The organism is Erwinia amylovora, assembly GCF_017161565.1.
GTDB lineage: Bacteria > Pseudomonadota > Gammaproteobacteria > Enterobacterales > Enterobacteriaceae > Erwinia > Erwinia amylovora.
In genome coordinates, this window is record NZ_CP066796.1 from 136,480 (window position 1) to 155,996 (window position 19,517).

A 19,517-nucleotide genomic window follows, 5' to 3' on the forward strand; every position below is an offset into this window, starting at 1 on the left:
AATCACGACATCATCTGCCTTGTGTATTAAAAAAGCAGGCAGCAGATCCTGGGATCTACAGCCTGCTTCAATCGTGGTTTTTAAGACGTTGAAAGGCGTGTCGGCGGCTTTTCTCCGTTAACCTCTCATGGTTACAAACTCTTCCGACCCGGTCGGGTGAATCGCGACCGTGTTATCGAAGTCTTTCTTGGTTGCGCCCATTTTCAACGCTACCGCGAAGCCCTGTAACATCTCATCCATCCCGTAGCCAATACCGTGGATGCCAACGATTTTCTCTTCTTCACCGACACACACCAGCTTCATCCGGCACGGCTGGCGGTGCTGTGTGACGGCGGTGTACATAGCGGTAAACGACGATTTATACACTTTCACCTGGTCGTCGCCAAACTTCTCACGCGCTTCCGGTTCGCTCAGGCCCACGGTGCCAATTGGCGGGTGGCTGAAGACCACGGTCGGGACATTGCTGAAGTCCAGATGCTCGTCCGGCTTGTTGTTAAACAGGCGTTCAGACAGACGACGTCCGGCAGCAACCGCCACCGGGGTCAGCTCTACCGCTCCGGTGTTATCGCCTACCGCATAGATGCCCTTCACGTTGGTGTTTTGATACTTATCAACGTTGATGTAACCCTTTTCGTTCAGCGTAACGCCCGTTACGTCCAGGTTAAGGTTATCGGTCATGGGCTCCCGGCCGATTGCCCACACCAGGCAGTCAACGGTCTGCTGCTGGCCGTTTTCCAACTGCAGGGTAAGGCTACCGTCGGCGTTTTTCACCACCGCTTTTGGCGTTGATTCGGTGTGCAGCGTCGGGCCTTCGCTGTTCATCACTTCAACCAGCGTGTCAACGATCAGCGGATCGAAGCTGCGCAGCGGCGCGTGTTTACGCACGTACAGGTGAGTTTCACAACCCAGCGCGTTCAGTACGCCGGCAATCTCGACCGCGATATAACCCGCGCCGACCACGGCAGTACGCTTTGGCAACGCGTCCAGCTCGAAGAAACCGTCGGAGTTAATACCGTATTCGGCCCCGGGGATGGCTGGCAGACTTGGGCGGCCGCCGGTAGCAATCAGAATATGATCGGCGGTGATCTTCTCGCCGTTCACCTCAACCGTGTGCGCATCAACAAAACGCGCAAAACCTTTAATCACATCCACCTTATTTTTGCCCAGTACGTTATCGTACGAGGTATGAATGCGGTCGATATAGGCGCTACGGTTTTTCACCAGTACGTCCCAGTTAAACTGATTGACGGTAGTATCAAAGCCGTAATCAGGACCGTAGTTATGGATGGCCTCGGCAATTTGTGCCGCGTGCCACATCACCTTCTTCGGTACGCAGCCCACGTTAACGCAGGTGCCGCCGAGATCTTTCGCTTCGATCAGCGCACATTTCTGTCCGTACATAGCCGCACGGTTAATGGAGGCGATACCGCCGCTGCCGCCGCCGATGGCAAGGTAGTCATAATGTTTGGTCATCGAGTGTCCCAGTTCCATAAGTGAGTAAATTCAGCTACCCGAGAGTGTAACGCCTGTCGGGTAAAACCCGCAAAGATTGCGTCTATGATTGTGATAGGATCTCCGAGGCTGGGTTTAGCGTGGGGCCAGCACCGTCCGCATCAGCATCCTGTCCGGCAGTCGGCTATCGCGTCGTACGGCATCCTGCCATGGCGGACGTAACTGTTGTTCAAGTTGTTGCCGGACTTGCAGGCGTACAGCACCCGCACAACATGGCGTGCGTTAATAGCGCTCTACGCGCCCGGCAGCCGTTCACGCCTCGCTGCACCTGGTGTTTATTCTGCAATTACCCTTTGCACCTCATCCTTTTATTGGTCTGCTGATTATCAGTGACCGCAGGTGTTCCCCGCCCTCTGCTGACAATGTTAAAAGGCTTTGAGTCAGAAAACGACGAAAATTGTTTGGCATAATCACCCTGCCTGGCATACTGGCAAGTAAGATTATCCTGAACGGCCGGCGATTCGACAGACGCAGCCCCGGCACAATAATCAACGGAGCCTGCTGATTATGCATTTGCAGTTTTTAGGAACCGGGGCCGGTACGCCGAGCCGCGAGCGTAACGTGACCAGCATCGCGCTGGATTTGCAGGGCGTGCGCAACGCGACCTGGCTGTTTGACTGTGGTGAAGGCACACAGCACCAGATCCTGTGCACCCCGATCAAACCCGGCAGGATTGAAAAGATCTTTATCACTCATCTGCACGGCGATCATATCTTTGGCCTGCCGGGGCTGCTGACCAGCCGCTCAATGAATGGCTGTGTTGAACCGATGACCCTGTACGGCCCTCCGGGGATAAAAACCTTTGTTGAAACCAGCCTCAGTCTTAGCGGATCCTGGCTGACTTTCCCACTGGAGATTATCGAAATCGGCGCGGGTGAGGTATTTCAGGATGCGCAATTTCGCGTTACCGCCTACCCGCTCACCCACCCGGTAGAGTGCTACGGCTACCGCATTGATGAGCACGACAAACCCGGCGCGCTCGATGCACCGAAGCTGGCGGCGCACGGCATCCCGGCGGGGCCTTATTTCTATGACCTTAAGCAGGGGCGCAGCGTTACGCTGGCCGACGGGCGGGTTATTAACGGCTGGGATTATGTCGGCGGCAAGATCAAAGGGCGCAGTCTGGCCATTTTTGGCGATACCGCACCGACGGCGGCGGCAGTCGAGCTGGCGTCAGAAGTAGACGTGATAGTGCATGAAGCCACGCTGGAAGTGGCAATGGAGGAGAAAGCCAACGGGCGCGGCCACTCTTCGACGGTACAGGCGGCACGGGTGGCGCAGCAGAGCGGGGCGAAAAAATTAATCATTACGCATCTCAGTTCTCGCTACTTGCATCATGATTATGAGCGTCTGCTGGCGGAGTGCCGTGCGGTATTTCCGCACACCGAGATGGCGCATGACTTTGCGCTGTTTACCCTGTAAAACCCGGTCCGGGCAGCGGATGATGGGGCGTTCCGCCAACCAGCGCGGGGACGGTAATGTCATCCCGCACGGGCCTTCAACGATTATTCCGGCACGATCCAGCTCACCCTGGTGTGGCCGGTTCCCGCCGGCACCAGCGTTTTATGCAGCCACGGCAGCACGTTTTTCATCTGCTGTTCCAGCTTCCACGGCGGATTAATCACAATCATGCCGGAAGCCGTCATGCCGCGCTGATCGCTGTCCGGGCGCACCGCCAGCTCAATTTGCAGAATACGGCGGATGCCGGTGGCCTCCAGCTCGTTGCACATACGCTTGATTTGCTGGCGCAGAACCACCGGATACCACAAAGCGAACACGCCGGTGCTGAAGCGCTTGTAACCTTCCTGAATGCCTTTAACCACATCCTGATAGTCGCTTTTCATCTCATAGGGCGGGTCGATCAGGATTAACCCCCGGCGCGACGGCGGCGGCAGTTTAGATTTCAGCTGCTGATAGCCGTCGGCACGTTCGGTACGTGCGCGATCGTCTTTCAGAAATTCATTGCGCAGCAGCGGGAAGTCGCTGGAGTGCAGTTCAGTCAGCTGTAACTTGTCGAATTCACGCAGCAGAAAACGGGCAATCAGCGGCGACCCGGGGTAATAGCGCAGTTTGCCGCCCGGATTAAGATTTTTAACCACGCCGATATAGGCGGACAACTCTTCCGGTATATTGTCCTGCTGCCAGATACGGGCGATACCTTCCAGATACTCGCCGGTGCGCTCCGCGTGCTCGCCGCTGAGCTGGTAGCGCCCGGCACCCGCGTGAGTGTCGAGGTAGAGATAGGGTTTATCTTTCTCATTCAGCGCGCTGATAATCAGACTTTGTACGGTGTGTTTAAGAACGTCGGCGTGATTGCCGGCATGAAAACTGTGGCGGTAACTGAGCATTTATCTATATCCTGTTGAATTTATAAGGTTTTAATTGATGGTGAATCAATTTTCACAATTATTACCCCACGGATTACCCACAGAACGTCGCCAGCAGCGGATGCAGGAAAAAGCATGAGAACCTTTAAGGCGAGGGATTATATCAGGGATGGCTGCCGGATGGCTGCCGTTCTTTAGCTTTAGCCTGGTAAACAGCCTTGAGTTAACCAAATCTGGCTGTGATTTATCAATAGCGGGATGAAGAATAATCTTAACAACAAAAGAGCGGGGGCTGATGTTATATGTAGAAAATATCATTGCACGTTTTCTATCAACGGGAATTGAATTTGAATGTGAAAAGGATGAGGCATTGTTCAATTAAAAATTAAAGGTAACTATATGAAAGTGAATCCTTTTTACTCTGAAGATAAAGCCTCTGTAGATTTAAGAAAAATGAGTAATGAACGAAGATGCTCATTAGCCGACCTGGGTAATAATGTGCTATTTAATTGCATTGATCATGTAGAAAACACGCCCGGCAAGCTAAAGAGAGCTAAAGCCAGTACAGAGTTAAATCACAACGTCAGTCATCTTCCCGACCAGACATTATGTAAAATAGAGTATAAATTGTTGTCCCGGCTATCAAGTCGTAGTGCAGAAAATTATGTATATTGCGGTATGATTGCAGGGTTTCCCAAGAATAACCTGGGAATGACGATTAGTGATGAAGGGCACTTGCTTTTAATTAAGGGAAAGAGTTTCAATCTGATTGAAGGGCTGCTTAAAAAACTATCTGTCGGTTATGAATACTATTCAGCCGCGCTAACTGACTTTCAATGTGGCATCAAGTTTAGTCGCATTTACGTAAACGAGAGTGGAATACTTAAAGGTGAGGAAAAATATACCGGAAGGGCCTATTCGATTGAGATAAAGCCCGAATCGAATCAGGAAGATATTGCAGGTCAGTATGTATCCATAGCGTGCCAGGAATACAAAAAGAATGAACGTGATAATCTGTTGTTCAAAACAGATAATGATAAACTGATATCATTCAGTTATGAGGCAGGGACGTTAAGGGCTAAAATATCCCAGGGGGTGGAAAATGAATCCGATTTATCATTCGGATATGCTGAAATTAAGCTACCTTTGAAAAAGAAATATAAGATTATAAGTATAAAAAGAGCAATCAACACATTGCAGATCGCCGTCACATCGGGAAATAAGTCCAGAATTTACTATCTTAATCCAAATCATATTTCTTCAGATGGTCTTTTCGCAAGAAAACTAAGTCACAAGCCCCCGCAAATTTTTTCTTCTCGTTTGGGGAGCGATCCGCATGAAAAGTATCATGCCGGACAACCCTTTTCTTCAGACCGTAGGGGGAATTTTAGTGCCAGACGCATTCCTTTATTCTCATCTGTTGCAAATAATTCAAGATTTCATGTTAAAGAAGCCAGCTTAAAAAAAGCGGAGGGAAGAAATATCCTGGCAGCAATTGACATGGCTAAAGGATTGGACATAGGTATAGATGGGATTTACTCAACCACATCAGGTATGATAACCCGTTATAATTCAGGTCAACCTCGTCATCATGCTGAAGATGGAAAGTCGTCATTTGAATCCAGACTGGAATTTTTAACATCACGGGGAAAAAAAGTATCTGGCGTAATAAATGATGCGTTAGGCCACAGGCGGAAATTGGGTTTATCTGACGCACTGACAGAATTAAGCCAGAAACTGCATGCGGAGGATACAATTCACATAGCAAGTTCCGATCGGATATCCGGATTTTTTGGCATTGCCTCTGGCGGAATACCGTTCTGTCCGGGTTGGTTCGCCGGCATTCTGGGTGGGATCAGCCGTAGCCACAGTCTATCCCTGTCAAGAACGGATGAAGCCAGCGTCAAACTCACATTCACTCATCAGTTTTGGCGCGGAGTCACCGGTCTTGTGGGAACGGGGCAGGGATTAGAGAGGACTTTGCTCGGTTTTCACGGAATGGACTATATGACCGTGCTACCCGCTGAAGCAAATCTCATTATTGCCACACAATTTTCTGATAAAAAAGATTTTGCTTTTAGCCTGTCGAATAATGATTTCATCCTGTTCATAAGACAGTTTGACAACGATGTCATAGAGCCAGGATTAATAAAACGCATCATCAGCCAGTCAGAGTTAAGTGAGCTGAAGGAAAAAGAGTGTGTTATTATGCTTGAAGCTAAGTCTGAACTGAGATTGGAAATAGGTGGAATGGCTAACCCAAACACTTATTTAGTTGTGCCTCGCACTGCGCTGGGCGCCAGGCTTGCGCTAAACTTGCTAAAAGCAAGCTCAACCTCGCAATTAATTGTCGATAAAAATGATAACATCACCAGAATTAATAAATATAACGCGGTGCTTATGAATCCTGAGCTGGATACCTTTAATGAAAAAAAGATAATGCCGGTTGCAATTTATAACGGAGAAACGGTTTTGTGCGTCCCGCTACCGTTAACAGAAGAGTCCGAGGCCATTCATCAGTACAGAACTGAGCATGGCGGGGTGCAGTGGGAAAAAGTGGTGACGAAGCATTTAAAACTGAGTCGCAACATAAAGTCAGGCAGCGAAAAAGACGTTAAAGAATATTACAGCCAAAACCATAATATCAGTGAGCTTAACAGCATCCCATTTTTCCTCACCCTGGTTGACGGCTTGTCGGTAAGGAAAGGGCTTACGTTAGAGCAGGTGGCAAAATATGAAGATGTTATTTGCTCAATAATGAAGAAAATGCATGAAATAAAAGATTCTGTATCGCAGCAAGAAAGAATGAGTTTAGGTAAATCTTGTATGATCTTCCTGGTTTCTCACTACGAGACGATTAGACATTATTCCGTGAATAACCATCGTGGCTACCGGTTAAAAAAACTTGAACTTCGACGGTTAGGAACTCTGGGTCATGAGGCTGCGACCATCCCACTTTCAATTATTCATTTCTTAAGTAAGAATGAGATATCGCATGATGAACGTTTAGGGGATATTTGTTTTTTATATCGTCATGAGGCCGATATAATTCCGTTTGCTATAGACAGTAGATTGAAATTGCTTTATTAACTTAACTGCTCGACAAGCTTTTTTCGCAGGCTTATTCGCAGTCAGGCAGGTCGGCACTTTTTTTTATGTGCCTGAGTCACAGCTTGCATGGTCGACTGTCACCGAGAAATAAGGCCCTTTACGGGGGTTGTCCGCCACTATGGATTTACCAGCTACTCGTTGAGTTATGGCTTTAGCCGTGCCCATGCCCGGCAGGGAGAATGTTGGGAGAATGCCCTTTATATTTGGGGTGCTGATATAAAAGAAATTGCAAAGGAGTTTCATTATGCTTCCGGAAAGGGTAGCCAGTCAGAATATAAATACAACAAGTTGTACCTTACCGAGCAAAGCCGATGGCAAAGCGAGGGTGCTGAAAAAAATAAGCACCGTTGAGATGGCCGCAACGGGTGAGGAAACGGGTAAGAAAGCGGCTAACGAATTTTTACGGGAAGCTATTGGAAAGTTGAAGTGCGTCAAAAGTTCAGCCGGGCCTTGTAGCGTAATATTTAACTTTTCAGGCTCAAAAAAGGCAGAGAGTAGCGGTCCCGGCCCGAGTAAAGGCGAACAAAATCAGTTGGAAAAGTCCCCGGTCTCGCGACAGCAGGCTATCGGGGGAGTTGAAAAGCCCGAACATGATAAGGACGTAACAGACCGTTTTCCAACCTGGCGGAGAGATCTGATGGGCGAAATGTTTAAATCTGTCCCACTGGTAAAGGCGGCTATAAAGTTTCTGAATAAAAGCGCACTGTAATACAAGCAGTATGTCCCGATGCGACCAACGGCCCATGACCAACGACAAAGGCAATCATCGACTGGCATCGTCATTTAAGGCTGCAACAGAGATATTCCAGGCAGCCTTCAGGCTGCCCCGGCTCCCGCTTATTCTTTCCTTTGGCGTCAAGCGTTACCCACTTGATTCCCTGCAATGAACCCGGTGAGAAATCACTTTTACCGCGGTTGTGGTGCAGGCATGTCGCTTGCGGACGGCACAAGAGTGGCAATCATCAATACACGATCAGCCCGGCCGCTGTAGCACCGGATAGGTGAAAAGCAGCAGATGCAGCATATTGAAAGCAAAATGCAACAGGGTGGCGACCCATAGCCGTCCGCTCCACATCCATGCCAGGCCATAGACAAGCCCGGCGAGCGTGGCAAACAGTACCAGCAACAGCCCGCCTGAGAAATGCGCGCAGCCGAATAACAACGCGGCAATCAGCAGGGCCGGCCTGTCGCCGATCAGGTTGCTCAGCCGTTGTTGAAGGTAGCCACGAAACAGCGCTTCTTCCGCCATCGAGACAAAAAACAGGTTGGCCAGCATAAATGCGCCCAGCCACTCGGGCAGATGCGGTTCTACTTTCAGTCCCCCGGCAAGGGTCGCGGCCAGCAGCAGCAGCGGCATGGACATCATCAGCACCAGCCACCACACAGGGTTAGCCGGGGGCTTTGCCGGGCGCTGTAACAGGCTGGGCAAGCAGGCCAGCAGCAAGAACGGGATCAGGGCTTTATCAAGATTATAATAAAAGGTGAACGGCGCACTCTGCGGCCCGGCCTGCACGCCGGAAACGATCGCCAGGTTATTAAAGCCAGGGATCAGATGCAGCATCAGAGCGACAGCGCTGGCGACCAGAACAAGTTCACCGGCCAAAGCCAATGACCCGGGCTTTTTTTGCCGGCTGCGATACATGGCAACGATGCCGATCAACGCCAGCGCGGCGATAGCGGGCAGTAACAATGTCTGATTACTGACAGCCAGCCCCAGCGCAACCAGCAATAGCGCCAGTGCGCCGCGCAGATACAGCGGCAACAGCAGCAGTGAAGCCGCCAAAACATACCACATAGTGACACTCCCTGTTTGTTATGAGGTCGTAGAGGATTTCAGGACGAGGCAGTATGCAATGCCTCCTGATGGGTGGCAAATCGTAAAGTGCGACAGAAAAATCGGCTAAAGGAGCACGCGCGATGGAGCATTGATTTTCACCGCATTTGCCCCCATGTTAGTCAGATTGCCCATACAACGATTACAGGACTGCGCTATGACCAATCCGTTACTCTCCTCTTTTACGCTTCCCCCTTTCTCTGCAATCAAACCTGAACATGTGGTGCCCGCCGTGACCCAGGCGCTGGATAAAAGCCGTTCAGTGGTGGCAGAAGTTGTGGCTAAGGGGGCACCCTACAGCTGGGATAATCTGGTGCAGCCGTTGGCGGAAGTGGATGACCATCTGAGCCGTTTGTTTTCACCGGTTAGCCATCTGAACTCGGTGAAAAACAGCGCGGAACTGCGCCAGGCCTACGAGCAAACGCTGCCGCTGCTATCGGAGTACAGCACCTGGGTTGGGCAGCATGAAGGGCTGTATCAGGCTTATCGCGATCTGAAAGAGGGCGGCAACTATGCGGCTCTGGATATTGCGCAGAAAAAAGCGGTGGACAACGCACTGCGTGACTTTGAGCTTTCCGGCATCGGATTGTCGAAAGAAAAACAACAGCGCTATGGCGAAATCGCCGCGCGTCTTTCCGAACTCGGCTCAACCTACAGCAACAACGTACTTGATGCCACTATGGGCTGGAGCAAACTGATCGCTGATGAGAGTGAGCTTTCCGGTTTGCCAGAAAGCGCGCTGGCTGCGGCGAAAGCACAGGCGGAAGCTAAAGAGCAGGAAGGTTGGCTGCTGACGCTGGATATCCCAAGCTACCTGCCGGTGATGACCTACTGCGACAATCAGGCGCTGCGCGAAGAGCTGTACCGCGCCTATTCCACCCGTGCTTCCGATCAGGGGCCAAACGCCGGCAAATGGGATAACAGCACGGTGATGGCAGAGGAACTGGCGCTACGCCACGAGCTGGCTCAACTGCTCGGTTTTGCCTCTTACGCCGACAAGTCGCTGGCGACCAAAATGGCGGAAAATCCAGCTCAGGTCACTGATTTTCTGAACGATCTGGCAAAACGTGCCCGTCCACAGGCGGAGCAAGAGCTGGCCCAGCTGCGTACCTTTGCGAAAAAAGAGTACGGCATTGATGAGCTGCAACCCTGGGATTTGACCTACTTTGGTGAGAAACAGAAGCAGCACCTGTACGCTATCAGCGACGAGCAGCTGCGCCCCTATTTCCCGGAACAGCGAGTGCTTGGCGGCCTGTTTGAAGTAGTGAAACGCATCTACGGCATTACCGCGAAAGAGCGCCACGATGTTGACGTTTACCATGCGGACGTGCGCTTCTTCGACCTGTTCGACGAAAGCGGTGAGCCGCGCGGTAGCTTCTATCTTGACCTGTACGCGCGTGAAAACAAGCGCGGTGGGGCGTGGATGGATGACTGCGTTGGCCAGATGCGAAAAGCCGATGGCAGCCTGCAGAAACCGGTCGCTTACCTGACCTGCAACTTTAACCGCCCGGTAAACGGCAAGCCTGCACTGTTTACCCATAATGAAGTGACGACCCTGTTCCACGAGTTCGGCCACGGTTTGCACCATATGCTGACGCGCATTGAAACCCCGGGCGTGTCCGGCATCAACGGCGTGCCCTGGGATGCCGTCGAGCTGCCAAGCCAGTTTATGGAAAACTGGTGCTGGCAGCCGGAAGCGCTGGCGTTTATCTCCGGTCATTATGAAACGGGCGAACCGCTGCCGCGGGAGCTGCTGGATAAAATGCTGGCGGCGAAAAACTATCAGGCGGCGCTGTTTATCCTGCGTCAGCTGGAGTTCGGCCTGTTCGACTTCCGCCTGCACGCCGAGTTTGACCCGGCTAAAGGGGCACGGATCCTGGATATGCTGAAAGAGATTAAACAACAGGTTGCCGTGATGCCCGGGCCGGAATGGGGGCGCTTCCCGCATGCATTTAGCCATATCTTTGCCGGTGGCTACGCGGCGGGTTACTACAGTTATCTGTGGGCCGATGTGCTGGCGGCAGATGCCTGGTCGCGTTTCGAAGAAGAGGGCATCTTTAACCGTGAAACCGGGCAGTCCTTCCTGGACAATATTCTGACGCGCGGCGGTTCCGAAGAGCCAATGGCGCTGTTTCGCCGTTTCCGTGGTCGTGAACCAAAGCTGGATGCGATGCTGGAACACTACGGTATTAAAGAACAGGGCAGGAAAGGATAAGTCATCAGTGAACATCTGTTTGTTAGATGAATCAGGCGCCGGAGACGGCGCCTTATCTGTTTTAGCCGCCCGCTGGCAGCTGGAACACGACAACAGCGCGCCGATGGCGCTGGTTCTTACGCCACAGCACCTTGAGCTGCGCAAGCGCGATGAGCCTAAACTTGGCGGCATATTTGTAGATTTTGTCAGCGGCGCGATGGCGCATCGGCGTAAATTCGGCGGTGGCCGGGGTGAGGCGGTGGCAAAAGCCGTTGGCATTAAAAGCGGCTATTTACCGGACGTGGTCGATGCCACGGCGGGGCTGGGGCGCGATGCCTTTGTGCTGGCGGCGCTTGGTTGCCGGGTACGTATGCTTGAGCGCAACCCGGTGGTTGCGGCGCTGCTTGACGATGGTTTACGCCGTGGCTATGCCGATGCGGAAATGGGTTCCTGGCTGCGCGAAAGGTTGACGCTGCTGCATGCTTCCAGTCTGCTGGCGCTGACCGACATCACTCCGCCACCCGATGTGGTGTACCTCGACCCGATGTACCCGCATAAGCAGAAAAGTGCGCTGGTGAAAAAAGAGATGCGCGTGTTCCAGTCGCTGGTCGGCGCGGATGACGATGCGGACGGGCTATTGCAGCCCGCGCGTAGACTGGCGAAGAAGCGCGTAGTGGTGAAGCGCCCGGACTACGCGCCGCCGCTGGCAGGCATCAATACGTTAAACGCGGTGACCACCAAAAGTCACCGGTTTGATATCTACGCCCCGCTCTTATTCTGACAACGGTCCCGCTATTGCCGCCGGTCCCGGTGTCAGTCGTCGTCGTCGTCATCATCATGCAAAGGGACAATCAACATATCAACATGAATAGTGTTGATCAGCTGGCGCGCTGAGGACATCAGCTTGCTCCAGAAATCCTGGTGATGGCCGCAAACCACTAAATCCACCTGATACTGCTTGATGGCATCGACCAGAACCTGGCAAAGGTCACCGCTGCCGCTCAGGGTTTCCGCAATCGGATAACCGGCGCTGGCCGACAGTTCGGTCAGTGCACTGTGCGTCTCTTGAGAAAGTCGCTTCTGCATGTCGCCAAGATTAACGTCGATCAGTCCGGTATACAGATCTGAGTAGTTAACATCAACGTGGATCAGCGACACTTTGGCGTTATAGGGGCGGGCCAACGATACGGCCTTGTCGACCAGCAGCTTGCTTTCTGGCGAAAGGTCGACGGCAATCAATATGTGTTTGTAAGACATGAAATGACTCCTTTGCGCGTAAGTGTTGACAAGCAGTATAGCGAAAAATGTTGCTAATTGTTGTGGCCTTCGGCGGCCTTTATGCAGGCGAAAGCCATATCATCTTTCAACTATTTAATTGCGAATGGGGACATCACGCTGGAAAAAAATCAAACAGATCTCCTACACTGAATATTGACGGTTACAGGCACCTTTTTATACCGTCGAGCGCTTGGCAACAAGAATCTCAATTATGAGGGTGGCGGAGTCATCGTCAGGTGTCCACGCATTTGCGCGATGAATGGCCGGGAGGGAGATGATGATCAGCACCGTTGCGCTATTCTGGGCTCTTTGTGTCGTCTGTGTGATCAATATGGCACGCTACTACTCTTCTCTGCGTGCGCTGCTGGTAGTGCTTCGCGGCTGCGATCCGCTGCTGTATCAGTATGTGGACGGGGCCGGTTTCTTTACTTCTCATGGCCAGCCGGGCAAGCAGGTACGGCTTATCGGCTATATCTGGGCGCAGCGCTATCTTGACCATCACGATGACGAGTTTATCCGCCGCTGCCAGCGGCTACGTGGGCAATTTATATTAACCAGCGCGCTTTGTGGGCTGGTAGCGATCGGCCTGATGGGGCTGGTTATCTGGCACTAACACCGGGAAAAAAATGCCAGTCACTTCTGTGACTGGCATCCCTTGTGCGGTGAGTCTGCCGTGTTAAATCAGTTTCAACGCCAGCCAGTAAAGCACACCTGAAAGCAAAATCGAGATGGGCAGGGTGAAGATCCACGCCAGCAGGATGTTCTTAATAGTACGCCCCTGAACGCCACCGCCATCAACCAGCATGGTGCCGGCTACGGAGGAGGAGAGAACATGGGTAGTCGAGACCGGCATCCCGGTATAGCTGGCCACGCCAATGGATACCGCCGCCGTCATCTGCGCCGACATCCCCTGAGCATACGTCATGCCTTTCTTGCCGATTTTCTCACCGATGGTGGTAGCAACACGACGCCAGCCAACCATGGTGCCCAGCGACAGAGCTAACGCCACGGCAACAATAATCCATACCGGGGCATACTCAACGGTATTCAGCAGGTCGTCCTTCAGCTTGGTCAGGAAACGTTTGTCGTCAGACGTGGTCTCTGGCAGCCTGGCAGCTTTTTCTGCGGTATCTGAAATGCACATCAGCAGGCGGCGTAGCTGGCTGCGTTGCTCAACGTTCAGAGCATCGTAGCTGGAAAGGTTGTTCAACAGCCCCTGTGTCAGATGAAGAGCAGGTAAAGCGCGTGCCGCATCACAGTGAAAGTCGTTCGGCCCGGACTGCTGCTCTTCCGGCGTCGGCAGCGCAGGGGGAGACATCTGGATAACCTGCTCCAGGGAAGAGGCATGCTGCAGGTAGTACTGCTCCAGGTGGTTGACCGCATCGCGAGTACGGGTGATGTCATAACCGCTGGAGTTCATGTTGACCACGAAACCGGCTGGCGCAACGCCGATCAGCACCAGCATAATCAGCCCGATCCCTTTTTGACCATCGTTAGCGCCGTGCGAATAGCTGACGCCAATCGCCGAGACAATCAGTGCGATCCGGGTCCAGAACGGCGGTTTTTTCTTGCCGTCGAGCTTTTCGCGTTCTGCCGGCGTCATATGAATACGCCGCCGTTTTTTATTCCCGCTCCAGTAGCGCCGCAGAATAAACACCAGCCCGCCGGCAATCACTAAGCCGACAATCGGTGAAAGGACCAGCGACATAAAGATACCGAGCATTTTAGGGATATTAAGCGCATCCACCACCGAGGTGCCCGTCAGCAACGCGTTGGTGAGGCCAATACCAATGATGGCACCGATCAGAGTATGGGAACTGGAAGCCGGTAAGCCGAAATACCAGGTGCCGAGGTTCCAGATGATAGCGGCAAGCAGCATGGAGAAGACCATGGCCAGCCCGTGTGCAGACCCTACGTTAAGCAGTAGATCGGTTGGTAGCAGGTGGACAATAGCATAAGCCACGCTTAAGCCGCCCAGCAGCACGCCAAAGAAATTAAATACCCCCGCCATAACGACCGCTAACTGCGATCGCATTGCACGTGTATAGATGACGGTCGCCACCGCGTTGGCCGTATCATGGAAACCATTGATAGCTTCGTAGAACAAGACAAACAGCAGAGCAAGTATTAATAACAGGCCGGTATTGAGATCGAGACCAGCAAACAGATGTAGCATAAGCGTTACGCCATTTTTGAGGACATGAACGCGGCGCATTATCAGCGACAAACCGCACCCGGGGAAAGTGAAATATAGACTTTTTTTAACATTAATGCGTCAGTAATGTGACGTTTTCCATTGAAATTATTTTCAAATCAAAAAGTTAAAAAAATGTTTTGTCGCTGTTTTGGCGTGAAGCTGGTAACCACGCCTTCAACTCACTACAATCAGCTTTTTTTGGGCCTGGGCGGAGTGCGTTGTGGAGACGTTTGACGTAATCGTAATTGGCGCCGGTGCGGCTGGCCTGTTCTGCGCGGCTCACGCCGGGCAAAAGGGACGGCGCGTGTTGCTGATTGATAATGGCAAAAAGGCCGGACGTAAAATTTTGATGTCCGGCGGCGGGCGCTGCAACTTTACCAACCTCTATACTGAACCTGCAGCCTACTTGTCGCAAAACCCGCATTTTTGCAAATCTGCGCTGGCGCGTTACACCCAGTGGGACTTCATCGACCTGATGAATCGCCATGCAATTCGCTGGCATGAGAAGACTCTGGGCCAGCTGTTTTGTGATGATTCCGCGCAGCAGGTAGTCGATCTGCTGCTGAAAGAGTGTGAGGAAGGGCAGGTGACGCTGCGTCTGCGTAGTGAGGTTGTTGAACTGACACGCGATGAAGGCGGCTACAGGTTACAGCTGAACGGCGCAGAAGTTCGGGCCGGGAAACTGGTGATCGCCAGCGGCGGCCTGTCGATGCCGGGTCTTGGTGCATCGCCATTTGGCTATAAAGTTGCTGAACAGTTTGGTTTAAAGGTGTTCCCCACCCGTGCCGGACTGGTGCCGTTTACCCTGCATAAACCCTTGTTGGCACAATTGCAGACCTTATCCGGCGTGTCGGTGTCATCGACGATCGCCGCCGAAGACGGCACCGTCTTTAAAGAAGCGTTGCTGTTTACCCATCGTGGCCTGTCAGGGCCGGCAGCATTGCAACTGTCCAGCTACTGGCAGCCGGGGGAGTTTATTACCGTTAACCTGTCGCCCGCGCAGGACATGGATGTTTTTCTGAATAATGAGCGCCACGCCCATCCTAATCAGAGCCTGAAAAATACCCTTGCTAAGCTGCTGCCCAAGCGTCTGGTTGAATGCCTGCAGCTGCTGGGCAGGGTACCGGAGTGTACCCTGAAACAGCTGAACAGCCGCCAGCAGGGCGAGTTAGCCAGCGCCCTGCATCAGTGGCGCGTGCAGCCAAACGGCACCGAAGGCTACCGTACTGCTGAAGTGACGCTTGGCGGCGTGGACACCAGCCAGCTGTCGTCTAAAACTATGGAAGCACGCGATGTGCCCGGACTCTACTTTATTGGAGAAGTGGTCGATGTCACCGGCTGGCTGGGTGGCTATAACTTCCAGTGGGCGTGGAGCTCGGCCTGGGCGTGCGCACAGGCGTTGTAGCCCTCACGCCGCGCTACGCACCCGGCGTTTCATCGACATCAGATAGCCCGCTGCGCAGCAGATGGCGATAAGCCACGGGATCAGTCTGACCAGTTTTGAATCACTACCGCTAAGCAGCTGCAAATTATTAATGACCAGAATAAGGGTTACCGACATTGCGGATAGGGCAATCAGCGGTGCCCAGAATACCTGCCAGCTACTGAAACCATGCGTTTCCTTGCGGCGGAAGAACACAATCACGGCCACTGATACGCCCACCTGTAGCACCAGAATTGAAAGAGTAGCAATGGCCGACCCAAAGGCGAAAATCTGCGCCATCGGATCGATGCCAACGCTACCCATTCCTGCCAACAGCAGCAGCAAAATAACGCTGTGAACGTGGCTGGCATTGTGTGGCGTGCCGTTAGTCGGGTGAGTACTGCACAGCTCTTTCCAGATCAGTCCATCGCGGCTGATATTGAAGATATAGCGTGAAATGTTGTTGTGGAAAGCCAGCGATGCCGCAAACAGGCTGGTGATCAGCAGTAACGACATGATATCGACCGCCCACTGACCCACATACTGCCGGGTAATATCAAAGATGAAATTGCCGGGATCCTGACGCGCAATTTGCACCAGTCGGTCGAAATCATAGGCCTGCACCAGCGACCAGCTGGTAAAACAGAAAAAGGCGGTAATGATCAGCAGGGCGCAGACGGTGGCTCGCGGCACGGTTTTATGCGGGTCGCGGCACTCTTCAGCGTAGATTGCCGTTGACTCAAAGCCGATAAATGAAGCGATAGCGAACACAAAGGCGATGCCGAGATTACCGTGCATAAATACCGCAGGTTCGAACGAGCTGATATTCAGCGGCCCGTCTTTTTTCACCAGCAGCATCACGTCAGTCAGTAACACGATCGCCACTTCCGCCAGCATCAGCACGCCCAGCAGTTTGCCGCCGACTTCCACCCGCTTAATGCCCAGCACCCAGGCAATTACCGCAAACAGCAGACTGAGCATCCACCACGGAATATGCGCGCCGAGGTGCTGCTGCAAAAAGAGCTGTGCGAAGAAGCCAAGCATCGACACCACGGCGGTCTGTACGGAAAAATAGGCAATCAGCGCCACGATGGATGCCGAAGCCCCGCAGTTTTCGCCCAGCCCCTGCGATATATAGGTATAGAAAGCGCCCGAATCGGTAACGTGGCGGCTCATTGCGATATATCCGACCGAGAAAATCATCAGAATGGCGCAGGCCATGATGTAGATGACGGGAATGCCGCCGCCACAACAAAGAACACCAGAGAAAATAAGCCAAGAGTATTTTTTCTTAAACCGGACGAGTTGTTCATTGCCAGCACCTTAGTGGTCAGTGAAAGGCTCAAAAGAGGTCTTCTGAGCCACGAGACAGACTGGCATCATTTATCAGCAGCGACAGGCGCGGATAGAAAAAATCGGACAGGGCTGGGGTGCAACAGATGCACTTTTTTAGTGCCTGTACGCGTTCAATTTTCGCCTTCAGTGGCAGCCAGTCCGGTTACCCCCGGCTGCCAGCAGGGTGCGGCGCTGATAGTCCAGCGGCGTGGTGCTGACCAGCTTTTTAAACTCGCGCAGAAAATGCGACTGATCGCTGAAACCCAGATCCAGAGCGAGGTCGGAACAGGACAGATTGCCGGGCAGGTGAAGGTTATTCAGCGCGGCCTGGCAGCGCATCATACGGCCGAATGCCTTGGGCGACAGGCCGGTATCCTGGCGAAACTGGCGCTGGATGGTGCGGCAGGTATAGCCGCTTAATGCTGCCAGCTGTTCAACCCGGATATTCCCCTTATGCTGCATGATGGTTCGGATCACCGAGCGGGTAACCGCCGAGGATTTACGCGCCAGTCGGGGGGTGAACCAGGTGTTAAACAACGCGATCTGCTGCGAAAACAGCGAAGTATTAAGGATTTGCTCACAGGCGTGACGTGCGTCCGGCACCACATCAAGAAAATCAAATTCGTCATCGGTCAGCTCGCACGCCGTTATATCAAGAAAATCCGGCATTACGCCGGGTGCAAAGCGTACACCGAAATAGCGATGGTTGCAGAACAGCTCGGCGCTACGCGCCTCCAGCGTGGTGCCGCAGACTCTCGCCACGGGTCGCACCGCATCACAATCAAAAAGGATATCCACACAGCCGTCCGGCACCGCCAGCGTCAGGCTGGCTGACGGTGCCACTTCAAAACTGTAGAACTGAGAAATGGCCGGATGGCTGCCGGGGATCAACGAATAATGCTGCGCCGCACTGAGTACAAACCAGGGCTGCTCGGGATAAATATCTGCACGATGAAGCGGAAGCATGGCATGTGACATAGGCGAAGTCCTGTCAGTGAGATGGCTTACAGATGATGCAATCCGGGTGCCATATTTCGCGCGCTGATATCGCAGCATGTCGCAAATCTTCAATACAGCTCACCTTGCGGGCCGTTATTTTCAATTCGTACCGCAGCGTTTAATAAGATGTAACTCACTCATTTGACGGGGTAATCGGCATGTCTGACTCAACTAAAATTGATTTTATCTATCTTTCAGAACAGGACATGATCCGCGCCGGGGTAACGGATATGCCAGCCTGTGTGGATACCATGGAAGAGATGTTCGGCCTGCTCTGGCAGGGGGACTATCGGATGGCTGGATCCAATAATGACTCGCACGGCGCGATGGTGACATTCCCGGAAAACTCCCCGTTCCCGACGATGCCAAAACCCACCGCCGACCGCCGCTTAATGGCGATGCCAGCCTATCTCGGCGGCAGCTTCTGCACCGCCGGGGTGAAGTGGTACGGCTCTAATATTGCCAACCGCGAAAAAGGGCTACCGCGCTCGATCCTGATGTTCACCCTGAATGATGTGGAAACGGGTGCGCCGCTGGCCCATATGTCGGCCAACCTGCTGTCGGCGTACCGTACCGGAGCCGTTCCCGGCGTTGGCGCGCGTCATCTGGCACGTAAGGATTCGAAGGTCGTTGGCCTGCTGGGGCCTGGGGTAATGGGGAAAACCGTTATCGCCGCTTTTATCGCCGTTTGTCCTGAAATCGACACCATCAAAGTAAAGGGGCGCGGCAAGCAAAGTCTGGACTCCTTTATCTCCTGGGTAACGGTCACTTATCCCCAGATTACCTCCATCGAGATTGTCGACAGTATCGAAGAGGTGGTGCGCGGCTCCGATATCGTTACCTACTGCAATTCGGGTGAAGTGGGCGATCCGGCGACTTATCCGATTGTGAAACGTGAATGGGTTAAGCCCGGCGCGTTCCTCGCCATGCCAGCGTCATGCAACATTGACGAAGGCATGGAGCGGGCTGATGTGCGCAAGGTGCTGGACAATACGGGGCTTTATCATGCCTGGTTCGAAGAGGTGCCGAAGCCTGCCCACAACACTATCCCGGTCATTGGCGTGCGCTTTATGGACATGGTGGCGGAAGGAAAGATGACGCACGAGCAGTTGGAAGACATTGGCAAAATTATCGCCGGTGATGCTCCCGGTCGTCTGAATGACGAAGAAATCATCATTATGTCGGTCGGCGGTATGCCGGTGGAGGACGTGGCCTGGGGCACCGTGGTGTACCGCAACGCGCTGGAAAAAGGCATCGGCGTGAAACTGAACCTCTGGGAATCCCCGGTACTGAGCTAACCGAACAGG

The 19,517-nt window shown here is 52.9% G+C and carries 14 protein-coding genes and 1 pseudogene; 8 read left to right on the plus strand and 7 right to left on the minus strand.

The window, feature by feature from the left end:
• Nucleotides 1–117: 117 nt before the first annotated feature.
• Nucleotides 118–1,473: a glutathione-disulfide reductase gene (gene gorA / locus JGC47_RS00590; protein ID WP_004160958.1), complete on the minus strand. Its 1,356-nt coding sequence runs from the start codon at nt 1,471–1,473 to the stop codon at nt 118–120.
• Nucleotides 1,474–2,019: 546 nt separating this feature from the next.
• Between gorA and rnz the strand changes: the two genes are divergently transcribed.
• A complete protein-coding gene (gene rnz, locus JGC47_RS00595; protein WP_004160955.1) occupies nt 2,020–2,934 on the plus strand; it encodes a ribonuclease Z in 915 nt (304 codons plus the stop codon).
• A gap of 83 nt (nt 2,935–3,017) precedes the next feature.
• Here the strand turns inward: rnz and JGC47_RS00600 are convergent, their stop codons facing one another.
• Complete coding sequence (locus JGC47_RS00600; protein ID WP_004160953.1) at nt 3,018–3,860, minus strand: 23S rRNA (adenine(2030)-N(6))-methyltransferase RlmJ; 843 nt, start codon at nt 3,858–3,860, stop codon at nt 3,018–3,020.
• Nucleotides 3,861–4,238: 378 nt separating this feature from the next.
• On the opposite strand from JGC47_RS00600, the gene JGC47_RS00605 reads away from it, so the two are divergent.
• Together JGC47_RS00605 and JGC47_RS00610 are read left to right on the plus strand one after the other, a co-directional pair.
• Complete coding sequence (locus JGC47_RS00605) at nt 4,239–6,929, plus strand: hypothetical protein (RefSeq protein ID WP_004160948.1); 2,691 nt, start codon at nt 4,239–4,241, stop codon at nt 6,927–6,929.
• 265 nt (nt 6,930–7,194) lie between these two features.
• Entirely contained in the window at nt 7,195–7,659 is a 465-nt protein-coding gene (locus JGC47_RS00610) for a hypothetical protein (RefSeq protein WP_024015381.1), read from the plus strand.
• Nucleotides 7,660–7,923: 264 nt separating this feature from the next.
• Here the strand turns inward: JGC47_RS00610 and JGC47_RS00615 are convergent, their stop codons facing one another.
• Complete coding sequence (locus JGC47_RS00615; protein ID WP_004160940.1) at nt 7,924–8,745, minus strand: CPBP family intramembrane glutamic endopeptidase; 822 nt, start codon at nt 8,743–8,745, stop codon at nt 7,924–7,926.
• Between the two features lie 196 nt (nt 8,746–8,941).
• On the opposite strand from JGC47_RS00615, the gene prlC reads away from it, so the two are divergent.
• Together prlC and rsmJ are read left to right on the plus strand one after the other, a co-directional pair.
• Nucleotides 8,942–10,999 carry an oligopeptidase A gene (gene prlC / locus JGC47_RS00620; protein WP_004160938.1) on the plus strand — a complete coding sequence of 686 codons (2,058 nt, stop codon included), beginning with the start codon at nt 8,942–8,944 and terminating at the stop codon, nt 10,997–10,999.
• 7 nt (nt 11,000–11,006) lie between these two features.
• Nucleotides 11,007–11,759 (plus strand): 16S rRNA (guanine(1516)-N(2))-methyltransferase RsmJ, encoded by a 753-nt coding sequence (rsmJ, locus tag JGC47_RS00625; protein ID WP_013036296.1) that lies wholly within the window; start codon nt 11,007–11,009, stop codon nt 11,757–11,759.
• Between the two features lie 32 nt (nt 11,760–11,791).
• Here rsmJ and uspA read toward each other — a convergent pair whose 3' ends face one another.
• The gene (gene uspA, locus JGC47_RS00630) at nt 11,792–12,235 is read right to left on the minus strand and encodes a universal stress protein UspA (protein ID WP_004163479.1); all 444 of its coding nucleotides are present in this window, start codon (nt 12,233–12,235) and stop codon (nt 11,792–11,794) included.
• 298 nt (nt 12,236–12,533) lie between these two features.
• Here uspA and uspB point away from each other — a divergent pair, with 298 nt between their 5' ends.
• Nucleotides 12,534–12,869 (plus strand): universal stress protein UspB, encoded by a 336-nt coding sequence (gene uspB / locus JGC47_RS00635; protein ID WP_004160932.1) that lies wholly within the window; start codon nt 12,534–12,536, stop codon nt 12,867–12,869.
• Between the two features lie 63 nt (nt 12,870–12,932).
• Here the strand turns inward: uspB and pitA are convergent, their stop codons facing one another.
• A complete protein-coding gene (pitA, locus tag JGC47_RS00640) occupies nt 12,933–14,432 on the minus strand; it encodes an inorganic phosphate transporter PitA (RefSeq protein ID WP_013036294.1) in 1,500 nt (499 codons plus the stop codon).
• 241 nt (nt 14,433–14,673) lie between these two features.
• On the opposite strand from pitA, the gene JGC47_RS00645 reads away from it, so the two are divergent.
• Entirely contained in the window at nt 14,674–15,858 is a 1,185-nt protein-coding gene (locus JGC47_RS00645; protein ID WP_004160921.1) for a BaiN/RdsA family NAD(P)/FAD-dependent oxidoreductase, read from the plus strand.
• Between the two features lie 3 nt (nt 15,859–15,861).
• Here the strand turns inward: JGC47_RS00645 and JGC47_RS00650 are convergent.
• A pseudogene (locus JGC47_RS00650) lies at nt 15,862–17,189 on the minus strand (APC family permease).
• Nucleotides 17,190–17,355: 166 nt separating this feature from the next.
• Nucleotides 17,356–18,189, minus strand: a complete 834-nt coding sequence (locus JGC47_RS00655; protein WP_004160917.1) for a helix-turn-helix transcriptional regulator — start codon at nt 18,187–18,189, stop codon at nt 17,356–17,358.
• Nucleotides 18,190–18,368: 179 nt separating this feature from the next.
• Between JGC47_RS00655 and JGC47_RS00660 the strand changes: the two genes are divergently transcribed.
• The gene (locus tag JGC47_RS00660) at nt 18,369–19,508 is read left to right on the plus strand and encodes an ornithine cyclodeaminase family protein (protein WP_004160916.1); all 1,140 of its coding nucleotides are present in this window, start codon (nt 18,369–18,371) and stop codon (nt 19,506–19,508) included.
• Nucleotides 19,509–19,517 lie beyond the last annotated feature (9 nt).

Bases quoted from the DNA above. Each gene is read 5' to 3' on its own strand.
- uspB (WP_004160932.1), top strand. From the start codon at position 12,534: ATGATCAGCACCGTTGCGCTATTCTGGGCTCTTTGTGTCGTCTGTGTG.
- JGC47_RS00600 (WP_004160953.1), bottom strand. From the start codon at position 3,860: ATGCTCAGTTACCGCCACAGTTTTCATGCCGGCAATCACGCCGACGTT.
- JGC47_RS00605 (WP_004160948.1), top strand. From the start codon at position 4,239: ATGAAAGTGAATCCTTTTTACTCTGAAGATAAAGCCTCTGTAGATTTA.
- rnz (WP_004160955.1), top strand. From the start codon at position 2,020: ATGCATTTGCAGTTTTTAGGAACCGGGGCCGGTACGCCGAGCCGCGAG.
- pitA (WP_013036294.1), bottom strand. From the start codon at position 14,432: ATGCTACATCTGTTTGCTGGTCTCGATCTCAATACCGGCCTGTTATTA.
- prlC (WP_004160938.1), top strand. From the start codon at position 8,942: ATGACCAATCCGTTACTCTCCTCTTTTACGCTTCCCCCTTTCTCTGCA.
- JGC47_RS00615 (WP_004160940.1), bottom strand. From the start codon at position 8,745: ATGTGGTATGTTTTGGCGGCTTCACTGCTGCTGTTGCCGCTGTATCTG.
- uspA (WP_004163479.1), bottom strand. From the start codon at position 12,235: ATGTCTTACAAACACATATTGATTGCCGTCGACCTTTCGCCAGAAAGC.
- JGC47_RS00655 (WP_004160917.1), bottom strand. From the start codon at position 18,189: ATGTCACATGCCATGCTTCCGCTTCATCGTGCAGATATTTATCCCGAG.
- JGC47_RS00660 (WP_004160916.1), top strand. From the start codon at position 18,369: ATGTCTGACTCAACTAAAATTGATTTTATCTATCTTTCAGAACAGGAC.
- gorA (WP_004160958.1), bottom strand. From the start codon at position 1,473: ATGACCAAACATTATGACTACCTTGCCATCGGCGGCGGCAGCGGCGGT.
- JGC47_RS00610 (WP_024015381.1), top strand. From the start codon at position 7,195: ATGCTTCCGGAAAGGGTAGCCAGTCAGAATATAAATACAACAAGTTGT.